General features: G+C 65.5%; 20 protein-coding genes. 11 read left to right on the top strand and 9 right to left on the bottom strand.

The window, feature by feature from the left end:
- Positions 1–876, bottom strand: an 876-nt coding sequence (kdgD, locus tag N7333_RS09815) for a 5-dehydro-4-deoxyglucarate dehydratase (RefSeq protein WP_279858756.1), incomplete at its 3' end; no start/stop codon positions are given.
- A gap of 510 nt (positions 877–1,386) precedes the next feature.
- Between kdgD and N7333_RS09810 the strand changes: the two genes are divergently transcribed.
- From N7333_RS09810 to N7333_RS09775, 8 genes are all read left to right on the top strand, one after another.
- Complete coding sequence (locus N7333_RS09810) at positions 1,387–2,781, top strand: enolase C-terminal domain-like protein (protein WP_129483466.1); 1,395 nt, start codon at positions 1,387–1,389, stop codon at positions 2,779–2,781.
- Between the two features lie 34 nt (positions 2,782–2,815).
- Complete coding sequence (locus tag N7333_RS09805) at positions 2,816–3,793, top strand: tripartite tricarboxylate transporter substrate binding protein (RefSeq protein WP_129483465.1); 978 nt, start codon at positions 2,816–2,818, stop codon at positions 3,791–3,793.
- A 66-nt stretch (positions 3,794–3,859) separates the two neighbouring features.
- The gene (locus tag N7333_RS09800) at positions 3,860–4,372 is read left to right on the top strand and encodes a tripartite tricarboxylate transporter TctB family protein (protein ID WP_129483464.1); all 513 of its coding nucleotides are present in this window, start codon (positions 3,860–3,862) and stop codon (positions 4,370–4,372) included.
- Between the two features lie 9 nt (positions 4,373–4,381).
- On the top strand, positions 4,382–5,902 hold the full coding sequence (locus tag N7333_RS09795; RefSeq protein ID WP_129483463.1) for a tripartite tricarboxylate transporter permease: 1,521 nt from the start codon (positions 4,382–4,384) through the stop codon (positions 5,900–5,902).
- Between the two features lie 311 nt (positions 5,903–6,213).
- Complete coding sequence (locus N7333_RS09790; RefSeq protein ID WP_129483462.1) at positions 6,214–7,836, top strand: methyl-accepting chemotaxis protein; 1,623 nt, start codon at positions 6,214–6,216, stop codon at positions 7,834–7,836.
- Positions 7,837–7,978: 142 nt separating this feature from the next.
- Complete coding sequence (locus tag N7333_RS09785) at positions 7,979–9,124, top strand: efflux RND transporter periplasmic adaptor subunit (RefSeq protein WP_129483461.1); 1,146 nt, start codon at positions 7,979–7,981, stop codon at positions 9,122–9,124.
- A gap of 201 nt (positions 9,125–9,325) precedes the next feature.
- Positions 9,326–12,379, top strand: a complete 3,054-nt coding sequence (locus N7333_RS09780; RefSeq protein WP_279858753.1) for a multidrug efflux RND transporter permease subunit — start codon at positions 9,326–9,328, stop codon at positions 12,377–12,379.
- A 209-nt stretch (positions 12,380–12,588) separates the two neighbouring features.
- Positions 12,589–12,816, top strand: a complete 228-nt coding sequence (locus tag N7333_RS09775) for a hypothetical protein (RefSeq protein WP_003241539.1) — start codon at positions 12,589–12,591, stop codon at positions 12,814–12,816.
- A gap of 159 nt (positions 12,817–12,975) precedes the next feature.
- On the opposite strand, the gene N7333_RS09770 is transcribed toward N7333_RS09775, so the two are convergent.
- The 7 genes from N7333_RS09770 to N7333_RS09740 form a co-directional block, all read right to left on the bottom strand.
- Positions 12,976–13,605 carry an FKBP-type peptidyl-prolyl cis-trans isomerase gene (locus N7333_RS09770; protein WP_003241537.1) on the bottom strand — a complete coding sequence of 210 codons (630 nt, stop codon included), beginning with the start codon at positions 13,603–13,605 and terminating at the stop codon, positions 12,976–12,978.
- Positions 13,606–13,675: 70 nt separating this feature from the next.
- Complete coding sequence (locus N7333_RS09765) at positions 13,676–13,840, bottom strand: DUF2256 domain-containing protein (protein WP_003241536.1); 165 nt, start codon at positions 13,838–13,840, stop codon at positions 13,676–13,678.
- Entirely contained in the window at positions 13,837–15,399 is a 1,563-nt protein-coding gene (locus N7333_RS09760; protein WP_129483529.1) for a cryptochrome/photolyase family protein, read from the bottom strand. Before N7333_RS09760 ends, N7333_RS09765 begins: the two co-directional genes overlap by 4 nt.
- Before the next feature lie 11 nt (positions 15,400–15,410).
- The gene (locus N7333_RS09755) at positions 15,411–15,713 is read right to left on the bottom strand and encodes a DUF6482 family protein (protein WP_003241532.1); all 303 of its coding nucleotides are present in this window, start codon (positions 15,711–15,713) and stop codon (positions 15,411–15,413) included.
- Positions 15,714–15,854: 141 nt separating this feature from the next.
- Entirely contained in the window at positions 15,855–16,349 is a 495-nt protein-coding gene (locus N7333_RS09750; RefSeq protein ID WP_041772823.1) for a TIGR00645 family protein, read from the bottom strand.
- A 153-nt stretch (positions 16,350–16,502) separates the two neighbouring features.
- Complete coding sequence (locus N7333_RS09745; RefSeq protein WP_129483459.1) at positions 16,503–16,856, bottom strand: hypothetical protein; 354 nt, start codon at positions 16,854–16,856, stop codon at positions 16,503–16,505.
- A 165-nt stretch (positions 16,857–17,021) separates the two neighbouring features.
- The gene (locus tag N7333_RS09740; protein ID WP_279858752.1) at positions 17,022–19,511 is read right to left on the bottom strand and encodes an ATP-binding protein; all 2,490 of its coding nucleotides are present in this window, start codon (positions 19,509–19,511) and stop codon (positions 17,022–17,024) included.
- A 142-nt stretch (positions 19,512–19,653) separates the two neighbouring features.
- Here N7333_RS09740 and N7333_RS09735 point away from each other — a divergent pair, with 142 nt between their 5' ends.
- Positions 19,654–21,294 (top strand): cation:proton antiporter family protein, encoded by a 1,641-nt coding sequence (locus N7333_RS09735; RefSeq protein ID WP_279858751.1) that lies wholly within the window; start codon positions 19,654–19,656, stop codon positions 21,292–21,294.
- On the opposite strand, the gene N7333_RS09730 is transcribed toward N7333_RS09735, so the two are convergent.
- Complete coding sequence (locus N7333_RS09730; RefSeq protein ID WP_003241522.1) at positions 21,287–21,598, bottom strand: TraR/DksA family transcriptional regulator; 312 nt, start codon at positions 21,596–21,598, stop codon at positions 21,287–21,289. The genes N7333_RS09735 and N7333_RS09730 overlap by 8 nt on opposite strands.
- A 143-nt stretch (positions 21,599–21,741) precedes the next feature.
- Between N7333_RS09730 and N7333_RS09725 the strand changes: the two genes are divergently transcribed.
- Both N7333_RS09725 and N7333_RS09720 read left to right on the top strand, forming a co-directional pair.
- Entirely contained in the window at positions 21,742–23,595 is a 1,854-nt protein-coding gene (locus tag N7333_RS09725) for a DUF4105 domain-containing protein (RefSeq protein WP_279858750.1), read from the top strand.
- Positions 23,596–23,798: 203 nt separating this feature from the next.
- Positions 23,799–24,044 (top strand): hypothetical protein, encoded by a 246-nt coding sequence (locus tag N7333_RS09720; protein ID WP_003241519.1) that lies wholly within the window; start codon positions 23,799–23,801, stop codon positions 24,042–24,044.
- Positions 24,045–24,052 lie beyond the last annotated feature (8 nt).

Raw genomic sequence — 24,052 nt, 5'->3', positions numbered from 1 at the left:
GGCTTCGTACTCCTCCGGCAGCAAGTCGGTCAGCGGCGCACGCACCGGGCCGGCATCGTAACCAACGATTTTCGCACCGGCCTTGACGATGCTCACGGCGTAACCGGCACGGCGGTTACGGATGTCCAGGTAGGGCAGGAAGAAATCGTCGATCAGCTTGCCAACCGTGGCCTGATCGTCGGCAGCGATGGCCTTGTAGAACGCCATGGCGGTTTTCGGAATGAAATTGAACACGGCCGAGGAATACACCGGTACGCCCAGGGCCTTGTAGGCCGCGGCGTAGACCTCGGCAGTCGGCAGGCCGCCGAGGTAGGTGAGGCGCTCGCCCAGGCGGCGACGGATCGACACCATCAGTTCGATGTCGCCCAGGCCATCCTTGTAGCCGATCAGATTGGGGCAGCGCTCGGCCAGCTGCTCCAGCAGGCGAGCATTGAGGCGGCAGACGTTACGGTTGTAGATCACCACGCCGATTTTCACCGCCTTGCACACATGCTCGACGTGCGCGGCAACGCCCTCCTGCGAGGCTTCGGTGAGGTAATGCGGCAGCAGCAGCAGGCCTTTGGCGCCCAGGCGCTCGGCCTCCTGCGCCATCTGGATGGCGACGCGGGTCGGGCCGCCGACACCAGCAAGGATAGGTACGGACTTCTCGCAGGTGTCCACGGCGGTCTTGATCACGGCGCTGTATTCGTCCGGCGCCAGGGAGAAGAACTCGCCAGTGCCACCGGCGGCGAACAGCGCCGAGGCACCGTAGGGCGCCAGCCACTCGAGACGGCGTACGTAGCCGGCCTGGTGGAAATCACCGGCGGCATCGAAATCGGTCACCGGAAAGGACAGCAGACCGGACGAGAGGATGGACTTGAGTTCTTGTGGATTCATTATGCGAACACCCTGTAGAGCGAGTTGTGAGAAATAGCCTCAGGCGAAGCCGTAGAGATACGTTATCGTACAACAATAAAAAAAACACCAGTTTTCGTATCGCCCATTCGTCGAAGCTCTTCGCCGCCCCCTGCTCCCCAGCCTGACGTCTCAACGCTCGAACCAGAGCAGCAGCTGACAAACCCATGACGCACGCCGACCTTGCCCACAGCCATGCGGAGCGTTGACAGGCCAGGAGCAGGCTGATACTAATTTCATCAAGTCATACGACAACATATGACAACCCTATAAAAACAAACGAGGCCAGGTCATGTCATCGACCTTCACTGCCGCCATTCGCTGCCAATGCACAGGCTCATGGGCCGCCAGCCGCCTGCACGGCGCTCGCGACGCCGCCCTCGCTGCCGCCCCCGCCCACGGCTCGGCCCCATTGCCGATGCCGATGCACGACTGAACCGTCCCTTCGCCATAGCGGCCGAGGGCCGCGCCACGTTCGGAGCCCCAGCCAAGATGCACCAAGCCTCCCCCAGCAGCACACCCCGTATCGTCGACATGCAGGTCATCCCGGTCGCCGGCCGTGACAGCATGCTGCTCAACCTGTGCGGCGCCCACGCCCCCTACTTCACCCGCAACCTGGTGCTGCTCAAGGACAACGCCGGGCGCACCGGCTGCGGCGAGGTGCCGGGTGGCGAGGGCATCCGCCAGGCGCTGGAGCGCTGCCGCGAACGGGTGATCGGGCAGTCGGTCGGCCGCTACAACCGCGTGCTCAACGATCTGCGCCAGGCCATCGCCGGGCCGGCCAAGGGACCGCAGACCACCCAGCATCAGGTCACCTCGGAGGCCGAAGCACGGGTACTCAAGCAGCCGCACGAGATCAACCTGCGCCTGGACAACGTGATCACCGCGGTCGAAGCGGCCCTGCTGGATCTGCTCGGCCAGCACCTCGAGGTGCCGGTGGCCGAGCTGCTCGGCAGCGGCCAGCAGCGCCAGCGCGTGCCGATGCTTGCCTACCTCTTCTATATCGGTGAACGCCAGCGCGCCGACCTGCCCTACCTGGCCGGCAAAGGCTCCGAGGATGACTGGTATCACCTGCGCCACCAGGCCGCGCTGACGCCGGACGCCATCGCCCGCCTGGCCGAGGCCGCCCGCGCGCGCTATGGCTTCGCCGATTTCAAGCTCAAGGGCGGGGTGATGCGCGGCGCCGAGGAGATGGAGGCGATCCGCGCGATCAAGGCGCGCTTCCCCGATGCCCGGGTCACCCTCGACCCCAACGGCGCCTGGTCGCTGGACGAAGCCGTCGCCCTGTGCAAGGGCCAGGGTCATGTGCTGGCCTATGCCGAAGACCCCTGCGGACCGGAAAACGGCTACTCGGGCCGCGAGGTGATGGCCGAATTCAAGCGCGCCACCGGCATTCCCACCGCCACCAACATGGTCGCCACCGACTGGCGGCAGATGGGCCACTCGCTGCGCCTGGAGGCCGTGGACATTCCGCTGGCCGACCCGCACTTCTGGACCATGCAGGGCGCCGTACGCCTCGGCCAGGTGTGCGAGGAATTCGGCCTGACCTGGGGCTCGCATTCCAACAACCACTTCGACATTTCCCTGGCCATGTTCACCCATGCCGCCGCCGCCGTGCCCGGGCGCATCACCGCCATCGACACCCACTGGATCTGGCAGGAAGGCGAAGAGCGCCTGACCCGTGAACCGCTGCGCATCGTCGGCGGTCAGGTACAGGTGCCGGACAAGCCCGGCCTCGGCATCGAGCCGGACATGCAGCGAATCATGGCCGCCCACGAGCTGTACAAGAAGGTGGCCAGCGGCGCGCGCGACGACGCCATGGCCATGCAGTACCTGGTTCCGGGTTGGCAATACCACCCGAAGCGCCCCAGCCTCGGCCGCGACTGATTCAAGCGGCCGCCATTCACCCCGGAGTATTCCAATGAAAAAAACATTCCGTGCCTCTCTGTTCTCTGCCCTGTTCGGCATGGGTGCCCTGCTCGCCCATTCCGCCACCTTCGCCGACGAGGTCAAATGGCCGACACGCCCGGTGCAGGTGGTGGTGATCGCCAACCCCGGCGGCGACACCGACTTCAACGCGCGCATGATGGCCAAGTACTTCAACCAGCTCACCGGCAGGAGCATGGTGGTGACCAATGTCGCCGGCGGCGGCGGTACACTGGCGGCCGAGCAGGTCAAGGGCGCCGCACCGGACGGCAACACCCTGCTCTTCACCCACCCGGGCCAGTTGATCGTCAACGAGGTGGCCGGGCTGACCGAGGACAGCTTCGAGACCTTCGACGTGGCCTGCATCGCCGGCGTCGACAAGAGCACGGTGTTCGTCGCCTCCAAGCAGTCCGGCGTGACCAGCATGCAGGACCTGATCGAGAAGTCGAAGGCCAACCCGGGCAGAATCACCTACGGCACCGAGATGGGCAGCTTCTCCCACCTGCAGGGCCTGATGCTGGAGAAGCTCACCGGCATCAAGCTGAAGATGGTCGACGGCGGCACCGTCGCCGACCGCGTCGTGGGCATGCTCGGCGGCCGTCTGGACATGGGCGCCATCACCTACGGCTCGGTGCAGGATTATGTCCAGGGCGGGCAGATGGTCGCCCTCGGCCAGCCCAACGCCGAGCGCAACGCCATGCTCGGCGACGTGCCGACGCTCAAGGAACAGGGCCTCGACATCACCATGGACAAGCCCTACGTGGTCGCCTTCCCGAAAGGCACCGACCCGGCCATCGTCAAGAAGATGGCCGACCTGATGAAGCAGATCAGCGAGATCCCCGAGTACGCCGAGGACCTGAAGAAGTTCAAGCAGCCGGTGGCCTTCCATGGCACCGAAGAGTCCAGGGCGATCCTGGCCAAGACCCGCGACGACTTCATGCAGTTCAAGGATGAGCTGCGCAAGGCCAAGTAAGCCCTGACGCAGCGCCGCCGCCCGCGATGACTGGCGGCGCTGCACCTCAGAACATCGAGGTACGCGATGAACACTGCGAACAAGAAAGAACTGCTCATCGGCATCGCCATGCTGAGCGCCGGCATCGTCTACATGGCGATGGCCTATCGACTGCCGGGGCACGCGGGCATCGACGCCGCCACGCTGCCCACGCTGCTTGCCGCCTTCCTCTCGCTACTGGGGGTGATGCAGCTGTTCAGCGCCTTCAGCCACAAGCCCCGGAACGCGGCGCCAAGCACGCCGGCAGCCAGCGGGAGCGTTGCCAGCCCGGTGCCGCCGGCCACCAGCGAGCCCAGGACCGTGCTCAAGACCCTGGGGCTGATTCTCGGCTACATGGCGCTGCTGGGCCCGGTGGGCTTTCCGATCATGACCGCGGTGTATCTGTATCTGCAGTTCATCGTGCTGACCCCGGTGGGTCACAAGGTCAGCCACCTCACCTACGCCCTGATCGCGCTGGTCACCGCGGCGGTGATCTTCCTGCTGTTCCGCGAGGCCTTCGACCTGATGCTGCCCGCCGGCCTGCTGAACCACTTCCTCTGAGGATCGACCATGCTCGAATTACTGCAGCAAGGCTTCGGTGCCGTCTTCTCGCTCAACATCCTGATGCTGATGTTCGTCGGCGTCGCCGTGGGCATCGTGTTCGGCGCGGTACCCGGCCTCTCGGCCACCATGGCCGTGGCCCTGTGCCTGCCGCTGACCTTCACCATGGGCCCGCAGGCGGGTCTGTCGCTGCTGGTGGCGCTGTTCATCGGCGCCACCTCCGGCGGCTTGATCTCGGCGATTCTGCTGAAGATTCCCGGCACGCCGTCATCCATCGCCACGGTGTTCGACGGCGGCCCGCTGATGGAGCAGGGCCAGGGCGTCAAGGCGCTGGGCGTGGGCATCGTGTTCTCCTTTCTCGGCACCATCTTCAGCGTGGTGGCGCTGATGTTCATCGCACCGCAGCTGGCCAAGGTGGCGCTGAGCTTCGGCCCGCACGAATACTTCGCCATCGCGGTGTTTTCCCTGACCCTGATCGCCACGCTGTCGGCCGGCTCCATGCTCAAGGGGCTGTTCGCCGGCGCCCTGGGCATCGCCGTGTCCACCGTCGGCATCGCGCCGGTGGAGGCCGTGCGCCGCTTCACCTTCGGCTTCAGCGAACTCAACGGTGGCTTCTCCATGCTCACCGTGATGATCGGCATGTTCGCCGTGGCCGAGATCATCAAGCTGGCCGAAACCGGTCGTCATGCCGTGCAGGGCAAGGCCAAGTCGGTGAGCATGAAGCACATCAAGGGCTTCGGCTTCTCGCTCAAGGAGTTTCGCGAACAACTGCCCAATGCCGGGCGCTCCGGGCTGATCGGCCTGGGCGTGGGCATCCTGCCGGGCATCGGCGCCGGCACCTCCAACCTGCTGGCCTACATCATCTCGAAGAAGCGCGCGAAGGATCCGCACAGCTACGGCAAGGGCAATATCGGCGGCGTGGTGGCCAGCGAGACCGCCAACAACGCCGGCGTCGGCGGCGCAATGATGCCGCTGATGACCCTGGGCATTCCCGGCGACACCGTCACCGCGATCCTGCTCGGCGGCTTCCTGATCCACGGCATCCAGCCCGGCCCGCTGCTGTTCGTCAGCCAGGGCCCGCTGGTGTACACCATCTTCGCCGCGCTGATCGTGGCCACGGTGATCATGCTGTTCATGGAGTTCTACGGCCTGCGCCTGTTCATCAAGCTGCTCGACGTGCCCAAGCACATCCTGCTGCCGATCATCCTGGTGCTCTGCGTGGTCGGCGCCTTCGGCCTGTCCAGCCGCCTGTTCGACGTCTGGTCGATCCTGCTGTTCGGCCTGCTCGGCTACGGCTTCGTCAAGGCCGGCATGCCGGCGGCGCCCTTCATCATCGGCTTCATCCTCGGGCCGATGGCCGAGACCAACCTGCGCCGCGGGCTGATGCTGTCGGACAACGACTTCATGGACTTCGTCACCAACCCCATCGCCGGCAGTTTCCTCGGCCTGGCCCTGGCCTTCGTGCTGTGGCAGGTGTTCAGCGCCCTGCGCCCCAGACCCAGCGCGATCAACGAGATCCTGCGCACCTGAATCACGCCGTCTCTCTTGCGATGGGAGAGGCGGCGGCCTGGTGAACCGTCTGCTGGAAATTGCGCGCCAGCCAACGGCCTGCTTGGTAGCACTGCCCGGTCCCTGGTGCGCGTGGCGCAGCCTACGCGAGGCTGGGCGTGCAGGTGGGGGCAGATTTTCAGAGCAAAGTGCCATCACTCTTTTTGCCCGCCTATACTGTGTAGGCCAGCTTCCAGGCTGGCGTGGCGCCGGACGATAGGGACATCCGCTGAACTGACATCCACGGCCGTCAGACTGGCAAGCCCCACCACCCCATCTCCGAGGCGTGACCCATGTTCCAAAAATCCCTGCGCGCGCAGATTCTCGCCCTGCTCGGTGGCAGCCTGGCGCTGATCCTGATCACCGCCCTGGCCTGCTTCAGCTTTCTCTCCGGCGGCATCCAGTCCTACCGCGGCCTGCTCGACGGTCCGCTGGAGTCCTCACGCCTGATCGACGCCGCCAACGTCGAATTCAAGATTCAGGTACAGGAATGGAAGAACGTGCTGCTGCGCGGCCAGGACAGCGCCAACCTGCAACGTTACTGGGGCCAGTTCGAGGCGCAGGAGCGCAAGGTGCAGGACATTCTCGGCCAACTGACGCAGGTAGCCGCGGCCGACCCGACGCTCAGAACGCAGGTCGAGCGCTTGCGCAGCGAGCACCAGGCGCTCGGCGGCAACTATCGCAAGGGGCGCGACGCCTTCGTCGCCGCCGGGGCCGATCCCAAGGCCGGTGACGAGGCCGTGCGCGGTATCGACCGCGCCACCAGCGAGCAGATGAGCGCGCTGGTCGAACAGCTGCGGCAGAACAGCCTGAGCCAGGCCGAGCAGATCAATGCCAGCGCCGAGCGCACCATTCTCGCCGGCACCCTGCTGATGCTTGCCGCCGCGCTGGTCATCGCCGTGTTCAGCCTGTGGCTGGTCAACCGCAACCTGATCATTCCCATCCGCCATCTGATCGGCCATGTCGATCAGCTCAGCCATGGCCAGTTCGGCCAGCGCGTGGACAGCACCCGCCAGGATGAGCTGGGCCTGCTGGCGCGCGCCGCCAATACCCTGCGCGATTTCCTCGCCAGCACCACCGAGCGCCTGCACCACAGCACGCGCAACCTCGACAATGCCAGCGGCGAGCTCAACGCCATCGCCTCGCGCATGACCGAAGGCGTCAGCGAGCAGTTCGAGCGCACCGATCAGGTCGCCACCGCCATGCACGAGATGTCCGCCACCGCCCAGGAGGTGGCGCGCCACGCCGCCGAGGCGGCGCATGCCGCGGACGATGCCGACGACTCGGCACGCCAGGGCGGCAAGGTGATGCAGTCGACCATCGCCACAATCACCGACATACGCGGCGAGATCGCCAACACAGCCGAGGTGATCCGCCGTCTGGAAAGCGACAGCGGGCGCATCGGCAAGGTGCTGGAAGTGATCCGCGGCATCGCCGAGCAGACCAACCTGCTGGCGCTCAATGCCGCCATCGAAGCGGCGCGGGCCGGCGAACAGGGCCGCGGCTTCGCCGTGGTGGCCGACGAGGTGCGCACCCTGGCGCAGCGCACCGCCGAGTCCACCGCCGAGATCAACCAGATCATCGATACCGTGCAGAGCGGCGCGCTGAACGCCGTGCGCGCCATCGAGAGCGGCCAGCAGCGCAGCGAGCAGGGGGTGACCCAGGTCACCGAGGCCGGCGCCATGCTGCAACGCATCACCGGTGCGGTGGAGGCGATCCGCGACATGAACCGGCAGATCGCCACGGCAGCCGAAGAGCAAACCTCGGTGGCCGAGGACATCTCGCGCAACCTCACCGAACTGACCGCCATCGCCAGCGCCAACCAGGAAAACGTCGAGCGTACCCAGATCGCCAGCCACAACCTGCGCGACCTGTCCGGCCAGCTCGGTGAAGTGACCCGCCGCCTGGGCTCCTGACCCCGGCAGAACACCGGCACAGGGAAGTGCCAGCACGGTGCAATCACCGATAAAACGGCGCTTTGACAGCGTCCCGCTCTGGCACTAAGGTGCCTATCTTGCCTATTCCCAGGCCCTACCCTGCTCGCCAAGGAAACGGAATATGTTGCTCCGCCGCATGCTCATCATGCTCGGCGTCGTACTCGTCGTGGTACTCGCCCTCGCCGCCTACAAAGGCTTCTCCATCTATCAGCAGATCCAGATGTTCTCGGCGCCGCAGCCGGCCATCAGCGTTTCCGCCGCCCTGGCCGAAGAGCAGCCCTGGCAGGGCCGCCTGCCAGCCATCGGCACGCTCAAGGCGTTCCAGGGTGTGGACCTGGCTGCCGAAGTGGACGGCATCGTCAGTGCGGTGCTGTTCGAGTCCGGGCAGAAGGTCACGCTCGGCCAGCCGCTGATCCAGCTCGACAGCGAAGTGGAACGCGCCAACCTGGCCACCGCCGAGGCGGTGCGCAGCCTGGCGCGGGTCGAGTTCGAGCGCGGGCGCAGCCTGGTGAGCCGGCAGAACATCTCCAAGAGCGAGTTCGACCGCCTCAACGCCGAGCTGCTCAAGGCCGAGGCCACGGTCTCCCAGCTCAAGGCGCAGTTGGACAAGAAACGCGTGCTCGCGCCCTTCGCCGGTACCATCGGCATCCGCCAGGTGGACACCGGCGACTACCTCTCGCCGGGCGCCGCCATCGCCACCCTGCAGGATCTGTCGCGCCTGCACGTCGACTTCTTCCTGCCCGAGCAGCGCGCACCGCAGCTGCAGGTGGGGCAGCGCGTGCTGGTGGGCGTGGCGGCCTATCCGGGCGAGACCTTCGAAGGGCAGATCGCCGCGATCAACCCCAAGGTGGAGAACGAGACCCGCAACCTGCAGGTGCGCGCCACCCTGAGCAACCCGGACGAGAAGCTGCTGCCGGGCATGTTCGCCAACCTCGAGGTGCTGCTGCCCGATGACGAGGCGAAGATCGTGGTGCCGGAAACCGCCATCACCTACACCCTCTATGGCAACTCGGTGTACGTCATCGACGAGAAGCGCGGCGAGGATGGCCAACCGGTCAAGGACGAAGGCGGCAAGACGCAGCTGACGGTCGAGCGGCGCTTCGTCGAGACCGGCGAACGGCGTGCCGGGCGCGTGGTGATCGTCAAGGGCCTGCAGGCCGGCGAGCAGGTGGTTACCTCCGGCCAGCTCAAGCTGGACAACGGCGCCCATGTCGAGGTGGTCGAGGATCCGGCGCTGGCGATCCAGGCTGCCGCCACCACGCAGTAACTTCGCTGCAATTTGTCATGCTGTTCAATTAAGCCTGCGCCGAATGCAAACAGTCCTCGCCCCTTCGGGGTGAGGCCAGGAGAGGGAAAACGGGCACGCTGACTCCGCCCTTTCCCCGGCCCCTCCCATGAACGGGAGAGGCAGTAGAACGCGCGCAACTGCTGATAGACAGGCCGCCGCAGGGCGGCCAAGGAAATCCTTATGGCTTTTACCGATCCTTTCATCCGCCGCCCGGTGCTGGCCACCGTGGTCAGCCTGCTGATCGTCCTGCTCGGCTTTCAGGCCTTCAGCAAGCTGAGCATCCGCCAGTATCCGCAGATGGAGAACGCCCTGATCACGGTCACCACCGCCTACCCCGGGGCCAATGCCGAGACCATCCAGGGCTATATCACCCAGCCGCTGCAGCAGAGCCTGGCCAGTGCCGAAGGCATCGACTACATGACCTCGTCGAGCCAGCAGAACCTGTCGACCATTTCCATCTATGCCCATATCGGCGCCGACACCGACCGCCTGTTCACCGAGCTGCTGGCCAAGGCCAATGAGGTGAAGAACCAGCTGCCGCAGGACGCCGAGGACCCGGTGCTGTCCAAGGAAGCGGCCGACGCCTCGGCGCTGATGTACGTCAGTTTTTACAGCGACGAGCTGTCCAACCCGCAGATCACCGACTACCTGTCGCGCGTGATCCAGCCCAAGCTGGCCACCCTGCCCGGCATGGCCGAGGCGCAGATCCTCGGCAACCAGGTGTTCGCCATGCGCCTGTGGCTGGACCCGGTGAAGATGGCCGCCTACGGCATCACCGCCGGCGACCTCAACAGCGCGGTGCGCAAGTACAACTTCCTCTCCGCCGCCGGCGAGGTGAAGGGCCAGTATGTGGTCACCAGCATCAACGCCAGCACCGACCTGAAGTCCGCCGAGGCCTTCGGCGCCATTCCGGTGAAGACGCTGGGGGACACCCGCGTGCTGGTGCGCGACATCGCCCGAGTGGAAATGGGCGCGGAAAACTACGACTCGATCAGCTCGTTCGACGGCATTCCCTCGGTGTACATCGCCATCAAGGGCACGCCGAGCGCCAACCCGCTGGACGTGATCAAGGAAGTGCGCGGCATCCTTCCTGAACTGGAGGCTCAGCTGCCGCCGAACCTCAAGGTGGCCATCGCCTACGACGCCACCCTGTTCATCCAGGCGTCCATCGACGAGGTGGTCAAGACCCTGGTCGAGGCGGTGCTGATCGTCATCGTCGTGGTGTTCCTGTTCCTCGGTGCATTCCGCTCGGTACTGATCCCGGTGATCACCATCCCGCTGTCGATGATCGGCGTGCTGTTCTTTATGCAGCTGATGGGGTACTCAATAAATCTCCTTACCCTCTTGGCCATGGTGCTGGCCATCGGCCTGGTGGTGGACGATGCCATCGTCGTGGTTGAGAACATCCACCGCCATATCGAGGAGGGCAAGACGCCATTCGACGCGGCCATCGAGGGTGCGCGCGAAATCGCCGTGCCGGTGGTGTCGATGACCATCACCCTGGCTGCGGTGTACGCCCCCATCGGCTTCCTCGAAGGCCTGACTGGCGCGCTGTTCAAGGAGTTCGCCCTGACCCTGGCCGGCGCGGTGATCATCTCCGGCATCGTCGCGTTGACCCTGTCGCCGATGATGTGCGCCAAGCTGCTGCGTCACGACGAGAACCCCTCGGGGCTGGCCCATCGCCTGGACATGATCTTCGACCGGCTCAAGCAGCGTTACCAGAAGATGCTCCACGGCACCCTCAACACCCGCCCGGTGGTGGTGGTGTTCGGCGTGATCGTCATGGCGCTGATCCCGGTGCTGCTCAGCTTCACCGAGAGCGAGCTGGCGCCCGAGGAAGACCAGGGCGTGGTGTTCCTCTTCGCCAACGCGCCGCAGCCGACCAACCTCGACTACGTCAACGCCTACACCGACCAGTTCGTGGAGATCTTCAAGAGCTTCCCCGAGTACTACTCCTCGTTCCAGATCAATGGTTTCGATGGCGTGCAGTCGGGCATCGGCGGCTTTCTGCTGACGCCGTGGAACGACCGCGAACGCACGCAGATGGAGATCCTTCCGGAGGTGCAGGCGCGGCTCAACCACATCCCCGGCCTGCAGATCTTCGGCTTCAACCTGCCGTCCCTGCCCGGCACCGGCGAGGGCCTGCCGTTCCAGTTCGTGGTCAACACGCCGAACGACTACGAGTCGCTGCTGCAGGTGGCCGAACGGGTCAAGGCGCGCGCGCTGGAGTCGGGCAAGTTCGCCTTCCTCAATATCGACCTGGCCTTCGACAAGCCGGAAATCGTGGTCGACATCGACCGCGCCAAGGCCGCACAGATGGGCGTGTCCATGGAAGACCTGGGCGCCACCCTGGCCAGCCTGCTCGGTGAGGGCGAGATCAACCGCTTCACCATCGACGGGCGCAGCTACAAGGTGATCGCCCAGGTCGAGCGCGCCTACCGCGACAATCCGGGCTGGCTGGACAACTACCACGTGCGCAGCGAGAGCGGCGCCATGGTGCCGCTGGGCACCCTGATCAGCCTCAGCGACCGCGCCCGACCGACCAAGCTCAAGCAGTTCCAGCAGCTCAACTCGGCGATCATCGAAGGCGTGCCCATCGTCAGCCAGGGCGAGGCGATCGACACCATCACCGCCATCGCCCGCGAGGAAGCGCCGCGCGGCTACAGCTTCGACTACGCCGGTGCCTCGCGGCAGTACATCCAGGAAGGCAGCGCGCTGTTCGTCACCTTCGCCCTGGCCCTGGCGATCATCTTCCTGGTGCTGGCCGCGCAGTTCGAGAGCTTCCGCGACCCGCTGGTGATCCTGGTCACCGTGCCGCTGTCGATCTGCGGCGCGCTGATCCCGATCTTCCTCGGTTTCTCCACCATGAACATCTACACCCAGGTGGGCCTGGTGACGCTGATCGGCCTGATCAGCAAGCACGGCATCCTCATCGTCGAGTTCGCCAACCAGCTGCGCCACGAGAAGGGCCTGCCGCTGCGCGAGGCCATCGAGGAAGCGGCGGCCATTCGCCTGCGCCCGGTGCTGATGACTACCGCGGCGATGGTGTTCGGCATGGTGCCGCTGATCCTCGCCAGCGGCGCCGGTGCGGTGAGCCGCTTCGACATCGGCCTGGTGATCGCCACCGGCATGAGCGTCGGCACGCTGTTCACCCTGTTCGTCCTGCCCTGCGTCTACAGCCTGCTGGCCAAGCCGGATGCCGAGCCGCAGGCGCAGGCCGTGCCCGTTCACTGATGCACCCGCGCCTCTCCCTCGCGGGAGAGGCGACTCACCGTAGGGTGCGCCGTGCGCACCGCCTCCCCGGTACCTCGGAAGCGGTGCGCACAACCTGGGCGGCCACGCCCCCCTACGGCCGGCGCACGACAGAAGGTCGTAATTAACCCTTGCTATTTATGTAATAGGAATTATTCTCAGTTACGTAAAGACGGCCAAGGAGACCTGCCATGACCTACCTGATCGATGCCTGGCTGGACCGCCCGCATCCCTATCTGCGCATCCTCAACCGCGAAACCGGCGAGGTCTGCGCCATGCTCGAAGAAGACGCCCTGGACGAGTTGCGCGACCAGGGCGATCTGGACCTGCACGAGCTCACCTCCAGCGAACCCATCGTGCTCAAGGAGCTGGTGCGCAGCCTGTTTCTGTTCTGCTATGCGCGGGCGTTGCGGCCCTGAAACGCTAAACGAGCGAACCTTCGCTGAAATAGCGGCGCTCCATGCCAACCCGGTGCGCACGGCGCACCCTACCTAACGCAAACGGGGCGCCCTTTTGATGGGGCGCCCCGTTTGCATTTCTCCAGTCGGGTGCGCCGTGCGCACCGACACCGAGAGGCCTTACAGGATGTCGAGCAGCTCGACATCGAATACCAGCACGCTGTGCGGCGGGATGCTGCCGACGCCCTGGGCGCCGTAGGCCAGCTCGCTCGGCACGTGCAGGCGCCACTTGCTGCCGGTACCCATCAGTTGCAGCGCCTCGACCCAGCCCGGGATCACGCCGCCGACCGGGAATTCCGCCGGCTGGCCGCGCTCGTAGGAGCTGTCGAACACGGTGCCGTCGATCAGGGTACCGTGGTAGTGGGTACGCACCTGATCGTCGGCCGACGGCTTGGCGCCCTCGCCCGCCACCAGCACTTCGTACTGCAGGCCGGACGGCAACACGGTCACGCCTTCGCGCTTGGCATTCTCGGCCAGGTAGGCGCGGCCTTCGCCGGCAGCGGCTTCGGCCTTGGCAGCAGCTTCGGCCTGCATGATTTCGCGGATGACCTTGAAGCTGGCGCCCAGCTCGGCCTCGGACACGCGGCTGGCCTGGCCGGTGAAGGCGTCGGTCAGGCCGGCGAGGATGGCGCTCAGGTCGACGCCAGGCGGCGGGTTGTCGCGCAATTGACCGCCGAGCTGGCGGCCGATGCCGTAGCTGACGCGGCCCTCGTCGGAGGACAGATCGGGGCTGAAGGTGAATTCGGACATGAAAGGCTCCGCTTGGGGCTGCAAAAAGGCCGGCCAGACTAGCACAGATGCCCGGCCTGGCGTCACGGCCTCAGGGGCCGGACCTGGCACTCGTATCGCTGCCCACCCTGCGTCCGCGCCGGCAGCGCTCGGAGCAGTAGCGCACTTCGTCCCAGCAGCGCGCCCATTTCCGGCGCCAGGTGAACGGCAGGCCACAGACCGCGCAGGTCTTCACCGGCAGCTCACTCTTTTTCACAACACCTCTCCCGCATCGAGCCTGGCCAGCAGGCGCTCGCCCCAGTCCCACAGCGCCCGCTGCCTGGCCTCGTTCATCCGCGCCAGGTTGCGGTAGACCATGCCCATGCGCGGGTTGCGCTCCAGCCGCTCGCGGTGGCGCATGAGGAAGTGCCAGTACAGCGCGTTGAACGGACAGGCCGCCTCCCCGGTGCTCTCGCTCACCTTGTAGCTGCAGCCCTGGCAATGGTTGGACATGCGCTTGATGTACTGGCCGCTGGCGCAGTAGGGCTTGGAACCGAGATAGCCACCGTCGGCGTGCATCACCATGCCCAGGGTGTTGGGCAGCTCCACCCAGTCGAAGGCGTCCATGTACACGGCCAGGTACCAGTCGCAGATGGCCTTGGGCGCGATGCCGGCCAGCAGCGCGAAGTTGCCGGTGACCATCAGCCGCTGGATATGGTGGGCGTAGGCATGCTCCAGGGTCTGGCCGATGGCCTGGCGCATGCAGTTCATGCGCGTCCGGCCGGTCCAGTAGAACTCGGGCAGCGCCCGTGAATTGCCGAAGGCGTTGCCTTCGGCGTACTCCGGCATGCGCAGCCAGTAGATGCCGCGCACGTATTCGCGCCAGCCGATCAGTTGGCGAATGAAACCTTCGGCGGCGTTCAGCGGCACGTCGCCGGCACGATAAGCCGCCTCGACTTCGGCGCAGACCCGCCGCAGATCGAGCAGGCCGATGTTCAGCGCGGCGCTGATGCGCGAATGAAAGAGAAACGGCTCGTCATCGGCCATGGCGTCCTGGTAATCGCCAAACTCGGCCAGGCCGTTGGCGAGAAAATGCTGCCAGAGACGCTCGGCCTGCTCGGTGGTCACCGGGTAGTCGAAACCCTCCAGGCTGCCGTAGTGCTCGGTAAAACGCTGCCCGACCAACGCCAGCACCTCGCGCGTGATGGCGTCCGGCTCGATGCGCCATGCCGTGGGTGGGCGCACCTCCTTGGGCAGCGCCTTGCGGTTGTCGGCATCGAAATTCCAGGCGCCGCCTTCGGGCGTGCCGTCGGGATTGAGCAGCAGGCCACTGGTGCGGCGCATCTCGCGGTAGAAGAACTCCATGCGCAGCTGCTTGCGATCCTTCGCCCAGGCGGCGAAGGCCTCGCGCGTGCAGAGAAAACGGCTGTCCTGATGCCAGTGGATCGGCACGCCGCAGTGGCGCAGCGACTGTTCCAGGCGCCAGTCGCCACACTCGGTCAGGTGCACTTCGGCGGGATTCAGCCGCTGCGTCCAGCGCTGCAGTTCGCCGGGCAAGGAGCCGCTGTTGTCGGGATCGTCCAGAGTCACGTAATGCACCTGGATGCCCTGCGTGCGCAGGGCTTCGGCGAAATGGCGCATGGCGCTGAAGATCAGTGCGATCTTCTTCGGGTGATGCGGCACATGACTGGCCTCCTCCATCACCTCGGCCAGCAACACCCGATCATGCCGCGCGTCGATCTGCGCCAGCGCGCCCAGTGCCGGGGTGAGCTGATCGCCCAGCACCAGGATCAGGCGGCGTGTGCCCGAGTCGGCAGGCCCCGGCGCTGCCGACATGGCGTCAGCGCTCACCAGGAAGAACGAATGGCGATGGGCACGCGCAGGCTATTGTCTGCCGAAGGCATGCCGCACATCTCGTCGTGCACCGAGCTGTGCACCAGAAAGAACGGCAGCGTCGGCATTTCCTGCAGCACGTCACGCGCATGCTCCACCGACCGCAGGTTCAGGGTGCTGCCCTGCTCATCGAGAATCGGGTGAGCACGCCCCTCCATCCGCGCCTCAAGCAGATAGATGCCGCCTTCCAGGGAGATCAGATTGAGTTCGTCGATACGCCCGGCCTGGGCGTGGGTGGATAGATCGTGCAAATTCATGATGTTTCCTCGCGCCCCGCAAAGTTATACAAAAATATCTACAAAGCAAATCTTTGTACAACACTCAGAAAGCGCAAGGCCAAACGAAAACCGCCCGTCCGTTAGACAACGGCCGGGCGGCAGTCAGGCAGACGAGGCGGATCAGTGGTCGTGCTTGGTCAGCTTGTCCAGATAACCCATGGCGAAGGCCGAGACGACGAAGGTCATGTGCATGATCACGTACCACATGAGCTTCTCGTTATCGATCTGCTGGGCATCCATGAACATGCGCAGCAGGTGGATCGAGGAGATGGCGACGATGGAGGCGGCCACCTTCATCTTCAGCGAGCCGGAGTCCATCTTGCCGAGCCAGTCGAGCTTTTCCTTGCCTTCGTCGATGTCCAGTTGCGAGACGAAATTCTCGTAGCCGGAAATCATCACCATCACCAGCAGGCCGCCGACCAGCGCCATGTCGATCAGCGACAGCAGCACCAGGATCAGCTCGGATTCGCTCTTGGCGAACACATGCGGAAGGATGTGGAAGATTTCCTGAAAGAACTTCAGCGACAGGGCCAGCAGGGCGAGGGACAGGCCGAAATAGATAGGCGCCAGCAGCCAGCGCGAGGCGTACATCGCGTTTTCGAGAAAGCGTTCCATGGACAACTCACTGAGGGGGGAGCGGAAATGCGCGCGAGTATACCCAGCGGGGCGCAGCAGCAGAAGCATCTCGAAACACTGTGGATAACCCCTGCGCCGCCCGCGCCAAAGCCGACCGCCAGCGCCCTGGCTAAAGCGTGCCAGGCGCCGCGCTCAACCCTGCCCGTCGGTCTCGGGGTGATGCTGGAAGGGGGTGAAGTGGCTGTGGCGCTCACCGTTGACACGGCGCAGCTCCGCCTGCAGATGCAGGTGCCAGATGGGCGGTTCGGAACATTCCGCATAGCCTTGTTGCAGCAGGCTTTCGGCGATTGCCGCGAGCACCCCTTCAGCAGCGTGAGGCCCGTAGAACGGGCCTTGCGCCCTGATCGCCGAAGGCTGCGCACCGGACATGCCGGCGGCACAGAGCAGGGTCCAACGTCCGTTGTCGCCAGCCAGTGGCCGAATCATGCATTCGATACGAGTGACCAGGCCCAGGCATTGGCGGGTAAGGCAGAGGCTGCGCGGCATGGCGGCGACCCTCGCGGAATCCAGGCTTCAGCCTACACCCCGAGCGGTCGCACTGTGAAGGCAAAAGTTATCCACGCATTCTGTGGATAACTCTGTGCATGACGCGTGAGCAAAAGGCGCCGCCCGCCAGTGACGGGTGATTCGGGACAATCGTGCAAGTTCTGATCAGCCCGCGGCACCCTCGCCTTCGCCCTTCTTGCGCCGAGGTGCCTTGGCCGGTTTGGCTGCCTCCTCAACGGCTGCGCTCTTTTCCTTGGCCGGTTCGAGGTGCTTGCCCTCCTCCTCCATACCGATCTCGGCGATCTCGCGCAGCCGCTCCAGCACACGCGCATTGACGCTGCCCTTGGGGAAGCGGCCCTTCTCGTCGGGATGCCCCGCCGGTTCGCCCACCAGCAGGCTCAGCGCCTCGTCGACATGGCGCACAGCGTAGACGTTGAACTGGCCGGCGCGCACGGCGTCGAGCACCCGCTCGTCGAGCATCAGGTTGCTGACGTTGGAATGCGGAATGATCACCCCCTGCTCGCCGGTCAGGCCGCGCGCCTCGCACAGCCGGAAGAAGCCTTCGATCTTCTCGTTGACCCCGCCGACCGCCTGCACTTCGCCGAACTGGTTGATCGAACCGGTGATGGCGAAGCACTGTTTGAGCGGCGTGCGCGACAGCGCCGAAATCAGCGTGCACACCTCGCCCAGCGAGGCGCTGTCGCCATCGACGTAGCCGTAGGACTGCTCCAGGGCGATGCTGGCGGAGATCTCCAGGGGGAACTCCTGGGCGTAGCGGCTGCCGAGGAAACCGGTGAGGATCATCACGCCCTTGGAGTGGATCGGCTGCCCCAGGCTGACCTCGCGCTCGATGTCGACGATGCCGCTGCCGCCCGGGTAGACGGTGGCGGAAATCCGCGCCGGCACGCCGAAGGCCGAGTCGCCCACTTCCAGCACGGTCAGGCCATTGCACTTGCCGACGGCAGCGCCGCTGGTGTCGATAAGGATGATGCCGGCCAGCATGTCGTCGATGATGCGCGCCGAAACGCGCCCGGTGCGGGTGGCCTTGGCCTTCAGCGCACGCTCGATATGACCGACGTCGGTGATGCTTTCACCGGCCAGATGGCGGATGAAATCGGCCTCGCTGACCAGCTGGAAGAGGTCGCCGATGCGCGCCGACAGACGCCCCTGGTGCTCGGCCAGACGCGCGCTGTAGGTGGCCAGACGCGCCACGGCGGCGCCGGTCAGCGGCGCCATGCCCTCTTCCGAGGTGCGCGTCTTCATCAGCTGAGCGAACTGCTCCAGGCTGTCTTCGGCCAGGGGAATGTCCTCGTCGAAATCGACCAGCACGCGGAACATCTCCTGGAAGTCCGGATCGTGATCCTGCAGCGCGTAGTAGAGCTGGCGCGAGCCGATGATCACCACCTTGAGCTGCAAGGGAATCATCTGCGGATTGAGGGTCACGGTGGCGATGCGTCCCAAATCGCCCAGCGGCGATTCCATTTTCAGCTGGCGCGAATGCAGGGCGCGCTTGAGCGCCTCCCAGACGAAGGGCTCACCGAGCAACTTCTCCGCCTCGACCACCAGATAGCCGCCGTTGGCACGGTGCAGCGCCCCCGGGCGCAGCTGGCGATAGCTGGTGTACAGGGCGCCCTGATCGGAGCTGTACTCGATACGGCCGAACAGGTTGTCGTAGGTCGGGTGCGACTCGAACACCACCGGGGCGCCGCCCTGGGCGTGATGACCGACCACCAGGCTCGGGCAGTACATTTCCTCCAGCAGCTTGCGCAGCTGCGGGTCGGCCTTGTCCACATCCACCAGCTGTTCCACCGCGGTCTTCAGCAGGTTGATCTGCATGGCCTGCAGATAGGCGCAGACGCCGGCGTTCTCGGCGTACTTCTCCGACAGCGGCGCCAGCAGCGGCTGCAGGGCGACGGTGATGGTCTCTTCGTTGAGCTGACGCAGCAGGTTGCTCGACTCGCGCTTCCACTGCGGCAGGCTGGCCAGCTCCTCGTTCAGGCGCTCCTCGAGCAGGGCGATATCGGCATGGAAACGCTCGCGATCGGCCTCCGGCAGCTGGGCGAACTCGGCCTCGTCCAGCGCCTTGCCGTCTGCCATCGGGGTGAAGGCGATATTGGTGCTGTCGCGGTACAGGGCCACGCCCTTCTCCAGCGAGAGCTTCTCGATCACGTCCAGCGCCTGGTCGTAGCGCTTGTTGAAGGAGCGGTCGATGGCGCTCTTCTTCTGCTGGTAGGTCGGCGTTTCGAACACTGCCGGGAAGGTGGCCAGCAGGTTGTCGATCAGCTGATTGATGTCGGCGATGAAGGCGCTCGCGGTGCCGGCCGGCAATTCCAGCGCACGCGGCTCGCGCGGCTCGTCGAAATTGTTGACGTAGACGCGGTCTGCCGGAGTCTCCATGCGCTTGGCCTCGGCCTTGAGGTAGCGCTGCACGAAGGAGAAACGCCCGGTACCCGGCTCACCCATGACGAACACGTTGTAGCCGGCGCGCGGCATGGCCACGCCGAACTGCAGGGCCTCCACCGCACGGGCCTGGCCGAGCACGCCGCGGAAGGGTTCCAGATCATCGGTACTGCTGAAGTTGAACTGTTCGGGGGCGAAGGGGCGGGTCAGGAAGTCGGGGGCTAGCCGCAGACTGGCAGCAACGGAGTCAGGCATCGTAAATCCTTAGACGGAAGGCAAAAGCCAGGGAAATCATGGCCCGATCCGCGCCCCCGGACAAGCGCTAAGCTTGATCCAGGACAGCCCTCGTCGCCCGCTGCCGATTAAAGTAACGCGCCCGTTGCCACTGGATACCTGCATGAGCCTGTTTCAGGAAATCGCCGCCCTGCTCGCCCTGTCCGCCCTGTTCGGGGTGATCGCCGTCCACCTGCGTCAGCCCCTGATCATCGCCTACATCCTGGTCGGCATCCTGGCCGGCCCGGCGGTGATGAACCTGTCGGGCGACCATACCTCGCTCGGTCTTTTGGCCGAAATCGGGATTACCGTGCTGCTGTTCGTGGTCGGCCTGAAGCTGGACATGCGCCTGGTGCGCACCCTCGGCCCGGTAGCCCTGGCCACCGGGCTGGGGCAGCTCACCTTCACCATCCTGTTCGGCCTGCTGCTGTGCCGGTTGCTGGGGCTGGACTGGCTGACCGCGACCTACGTGGCGGTGGCGCTGACCTTCTCCAGCACCATCATCATCGTCAAGCTGCTCTCGGACAAAGGCGAGATCGACTCGCTGCACGGGCGCATCGCCATGGGTTTTCTCATCGTGCAGGACATCGCCGTGGTCCTGGCCATGCTGGCGATCAACCTGTACCAGCCGGCCAGCGGCGAGCATCAGGGGCTGTCGCCGCTGGCCCTGATCACGGTCCTGCTGTGCAGCCTGGTTCTGCTCTATCTGCTGATACGCCACGTGTTGCCGCGGCTGCTCGGCGCCATGGCCCGCTCGCCGGAGCTGCTGATGTTGGTGGCCATCGCCTGGGGCACCCTGCTCGCCGGTGGCGCCGAGGCGCTGGGCCTGTCCAAGGAGATCGGCGCCTTCATCGCCGGCTTCTGCCTGGCGTCGACGCCCTTGCGCGAGGCGATCGCCAGCCGCCTGACCAGCCTGCGCGACTTCCTCCTGCTGTTCTTCTTCCTGCATCTGGGCATCCAGCTGGATTTCACCTACCTTCAGGGCCAACTGGGCAGCGCCCTGCTGCTATCGGTGTTCGTGCTGATCGGCAATCCGCTGATCGTCATGGCCATCATGGGCGCGATGGGCTACCGCAAGCGCACCGGTTTCATGGCCGGACTGACCGTGGCACAGATCAGCGAGTTCTCCATCATCTTCGTCGCCATGGGCATCGGCCTTGGCCATGTCGGCGGCGAAGCCCTGGGGCTGACCACCCTGGTAGGGGTGATCACCATCACCCTGTCCACCTACATGATTCTCTACTCGCAGCCGCTGTTCGAACGCCTGTCGCCCTGGCTGAGGCTGTTCGAACGACGCGTGGCGCACCGGGAGAACGCCGCCGACAGCAGCGCGGAGGAGGAGCAACCGGAGGTCATCGTCTATGGCCTGGGCCGCTACGGTCGCCAGCTGGCGCACCGCCTGGAGGACGCCGGGCTGCGCGTGCTCGGCGTCGATTTCAACCCCGAAGCCCTGGCCAGTGCGCGGCGCAGCGGCCTGACGGTGTGCTATGGCGACGCCGAGGATCACGACTTCATCACCCACCTGCCGCTGCAGCAGGCGCGCGCACTGGTCAGCACCATTCCACAGCGCGAGGTCAACGCCATCCTCCTGCGCGCGGCGCGCAGCACCGGCTTTCGCGGCCAGGTCACGCTCAGCGCCTTCCGCGAGGGCGATCTGGAAGCCTTCACCCGCGCCGGTGCGGCCAGCGTGCTACAGCCTTACATAGATGCAGCCGACTCGGCCGCCAGGCGCCTGCTGGAAGAGGTCGGCCAGCCCCTTACCTGACCGAGGCGCAGCCCAGGCAGTACTCCGCAGCCGGGATGGCGTTCAGGCGCGCCTCGCTGATCGGCTCGCCGCATTTCAGGCACAGCCCGTAGCTGCCATCGGCGACGCGCGCCAAGGCCTGATTGACCAGGGCCAGGCCCAGCTCGGCCTCGGCCAGCAGGGCTTCCAGGACTTCGTCGTTCTGCCGCTGCTGCGCCTGCTCGGCGAAGTCCGGCGAATGGCTACGCCCCAGGTCGCGCCGGATGGCCTCGGCACGGACACGATATTCATGCTGCAGGCCCAGCAATGCCTCACGCCGGTTCATGACCCGTCTCCTCGATGGCTGCGAGTTTTCAGTGTGACACCGGCATCATGGCCAGACGCTGATATCGATCATTACTTGCGCAAAATCCTCTTCTCTGCTGCCTTGACACCTGCACTGCGCCTGACCAAAGCTCGGCCATCGCCATGACCAGAAGAACAGCGACCTTGAAACGGACATTCGCCGTCCTCGCCCTCAGCGCCAGCCTTCCCCTGCACGCCGCCACGCCAGAGCAACTTGCCGACGATCCCTACTGGATCGCCCTCGGCCACTACGAAACCGGCAAGCTCGGCGGCTGGCGCAGCTATGTCGATGACGAGGCGTTCTTTCTCGCCGCAGATGGCGCCAGCAATCCCGGAGCCGAACTGGTCGCCACAGTGCAGGCGCTGTACCAGCCGGCCGAACTCGGCGACCGCCATCCACAGTGCGTCTACCCGGCGCGTACCCGCTGGCTCAGGGAACGCCTGGCGCTGGCCGACCTGCCCAGCCCGGACTGCGCCGAATTCCGTGCCTGGTTCAAGGACGTCAATCCACACAGCACGGTGCTGGTCTTTCCCGCCGCCTACCTCAACAGCCCGTCATCGATGTTCGGCCACACCCTGCTGCGCATCGACCAGCCCGACATCGACAGCCACAACACCGCCCTGCTGAGCTACGCGCTGAACTTCGGCGCCTTCATCGAAGGCGACGACAACAGCATTCTCTACGCCTGGCGCGGCCTGATGGGCGGCTACCCCGGCCTGTTCGCCCTGGTGCCCTATCGCGAGAAGCTCAGCGAATACAGCCGCCTGGAAAACCGCGACCTGTGGGAATACCGCCTCAACCTGACACCCGAGGAAACCGGGCGCATGGTCGAGCACGTGTGGGAACTCAAGCAGATCCGCTTCGACTACTTCTTCTTCGACGAGAACTGCTCCTACCGCCTGCTGGAACTGCTGGAGATCGCCCGCCCGGGCATCGAACTGACCGAGCGCTTCCCCATCACCGCGATCCCCACCGACACGGTCAGGGCGGTGAAGGACGCCGGGCTGATCGAACGCATCGACTATCGCCCCTCGCGCGAGCGCGAGCTGCTGGCCCGCGCGGAGCCGCTGCAGGCCGACGAAGAGGTCTGGGTCTTGCGCCTGAGCCAGGATCCGGCGCGACTTGAGGATGCCGACTACCTCGCCCTGCCCGCCGAGCGCCGCGCGCTGATTCAGGATGCTGCCTTCCGCCTGGTGCGCTATCACGCCAGCAACGAGGAACGCAGCGCCAATGCCCAGCGCAGCTTCCAGCTGCTCAGCGCCATCAACCGCAACCCGCCACCCAGCTTGCAGCTGAAGCGCCCGCCACTGCCGGAGGCGGGCCACCAGTCGCGCACCTGGCAGCTGGCCGGCGGCAGCCGCGACGAGCGCGCCTTTGCCGAATACGGCCTGCGTATGGCCTACCACGACCTGAACGACAACCTCGACGGCTTCCCGCTCGGCGCGCAGATCGAGATTCTCCAGCTCAAGCTGCGCCAGTACGAGGGCAACCACTGGCAACTGCAGCGCCTGGACCTGGCCAACATCCGCTCGCTGACGCCGCGCAACGCCCTGCTGCAGCCGCTGTCCTGGCAGGTCGGGGGTGGCCTGGAACGCGTGCTCGGCGAGGACGGCGATACCCCGTTGGTCGGTCATATCAGCGGCGGTGCCGGCGCCACCTGGCAGCTGCACGACGGGCTGCTGGGCTTCGCCCTGGGCACCGCACGCCTGGAATACAACGAGGACTTTGCCGCCGTGCTCTCCCCTGCGCTGGGCTTCAATGGCGGGATGCTGTGGCGCAACCCGCTGGGCAACCTGACCCTGGAAGTGGCCGGCGACTACTTCCACAACGGCGAAGTGCGCCGCCGCCTGTCGCTCAACCAGCAGTGGGAAGTTTCCACCGATCTGGGCCTGCGCCTGAGCGCGCAGCGTGAATTCAGCCAACTGGCCAGCCCGGTCAACGAGGTGAAGCTGGAGCTGCGCTGGTACTACTACTGATGCACGGATGGCCGCAGCTGGCGTTGAAAGGCCTATGGCTGGACAAGCGGATCGGCACGGGCAACGTGTTGCTGCTGGAAATCGCCTGCGAGCACTTTTCAGCAGCTTCGGCCAGAGCAATGTGCACGCCAAGGCTGAAAACCGCCGACTGCTCAGGGCTCTCCTATACTGAATTTCCCCAAGCCCGTTCCAGGAGAGTCATCATGCGTCGCACGCTCATGTTTCTCGCCGCTACATTGATCAGCCTGCCACTCTGGGCCATGCACTGCCCGCAGGACATGGCCAAGATCGATGCCCTGCTGCAAAGCGATCCGCCTGCCGACCCGGCGGTGCTGGCCAAGGTTCAGGAGCTGCGCGCCGAAGGCGAAGCCCTGCACAAGGCCGGCGACCACGCCGAGTCGGTCAAGGTGCTGGGCGAAGCGCTCGATCTGCTGGCCGCCAGCGAGTGAATCACGCT

This window comes from Pseudomonas sp. GD04158 (assembly GCF_029834875.1).
GTDB lineage: Bacteria > Pseudomonadota > Gammaproteobacteria > Pseudomonadales > Pseudomonadaceae > Aquipseudomonas > Aquipseudomonas hydrolytica.
This window is presented reverse-complemented; position numbering and strand designations above follow the sequence as displayed.

Excerpts from the sequence above, each read along its gene's own strand:
- N7333_RS09760 (WP_129483529.1), bottom strand. The coding sequence starts at position 15,399 with ATGTCGGCAGCGCCGGGGCCTGCCGACTCGGGCACACGCCGCCTGATC.
- N7333_RS09770 (WP_003241537.1), bottom strand. The coding sequence starts at position 13,605 with ATGTCCGAATTCACCTTCAGCCCCGATCTGTCCTCCGACGAGGGCCGC.
- N7333_RS09735 (WP_279858751.1), top strand. The coding sequence starts at position 19,654 with ATGAGCCTGTTTCAGGAAATCGCCGCCCTGCTCGCCCTGTCCGCCCTG.
- N7333_RS09785 (WP_129483461.1), top strand. The coding sequence starts at position 7,979 with ATGTTGCTCCGCCGCATGCTCATCATGCTCGGCGTCGTACTCGTCGTG.
- N7333_RS09790 (WP_129483462.1), top strand. The coding sequence starts at position 6,214 with ATGTTCCAAAAATCCCTGCGCGCGCAGATTCTCGCCCTGCTCGGTGGC.
- N7333_RS09755 (WP_003241532.1), bottom strand. The coding sequence starts at position 15,713 with ATGAATTTGCACGATCTATCCACCCACGCCCAGGCCGGGCGTATCGAC.
- N7333_RS09725 (WP_279858750.1), top strand. The coding sequence starts at position 21,742 with ATGACCAGAAGAACAGCGACCTTGAAACGGACATTCGCCGTCCTCGCC.
- N7333_RS09795 (WP_129483463.1), top strand. The coding sequence starts at position 4,382 with ATGCTCGAATTACTGCAGCAAGGCTTCGGTGCCGTCTTCTCGCTCAAC.
- N7333_RS09730 (WP_003241522.1), bottom strand. The coding sequence starts at position 21,598 with ATGAACCGGCGTGAGGCATTGCTGGGCCTGCAGCATGAATATCGTGTC.
- N7333_RS09810 (WP_129483466.1), top strand. The coding sequence starts at position 1,387 with ATGCACCAAGCCTCCCCCAGCAGCACACCCCGTATCGTCGACATGCAG.
- N7333_RS09750 (WP_041772823.1), bottom strand. The coding sequence starts at position 16,349 with ATGGAACGCTTTCTCGAAAACGCGATGTACGCCTCGCGCTGGCTGCTG.
- N7333_RS09805 (WP_129483465.1), top strand. The coding sequence starts at position 2,816 with ATGAAAAAAACATTCCGTGCCTCTCTGTTCTCTGCCCTGTTCGGCATG.
- N7333_RS09780 (WP_279858753.1), top strand. The coding sequence starts at position 9,326 with ATGGCTTTTACCGATCCTTTCATCCGCCGCCCGGTGCTGGCCACCGTG.
- N7333_RS09800 (WP_129483464.1), top strand. The coding sequence starts at position 3,860 with ATGAACACTGCGAACAAGAAAGAACTGCTCATCGGCATCGCCATGCTG.
- N7333_RS09720 (WP_003241519.1), top strand. The coding sequence starts at position 23,799 with ATGCGTCGCACGCTCATGTTTCTCGCCGCTACATTGATCAGCCTGCCA.
- N7333_RS09740 (WP_279858752.1), bottom strand. The coding sequence starts at position 19,511 with ATGCCTGACTCCGTTGCTGCCAGTCTGCGGCTAGCCCCCGACTTCCTG.
- N7333_RS09775 (WP_003241539.1), top strand. The coding sequence starts at position 12,589 with ATGACCTACCTGATCGATGCCTGGCTGGACCGCCCGCATCCCTATCTG.
- N7333_RS09745 (WP_129483459.1), bottom strand. The coding sequence starts at position 16,856 with ATGCCGCGCAGCCTCTGCCTTACCCGCCAATGCCTGGGCCTGGTCACT.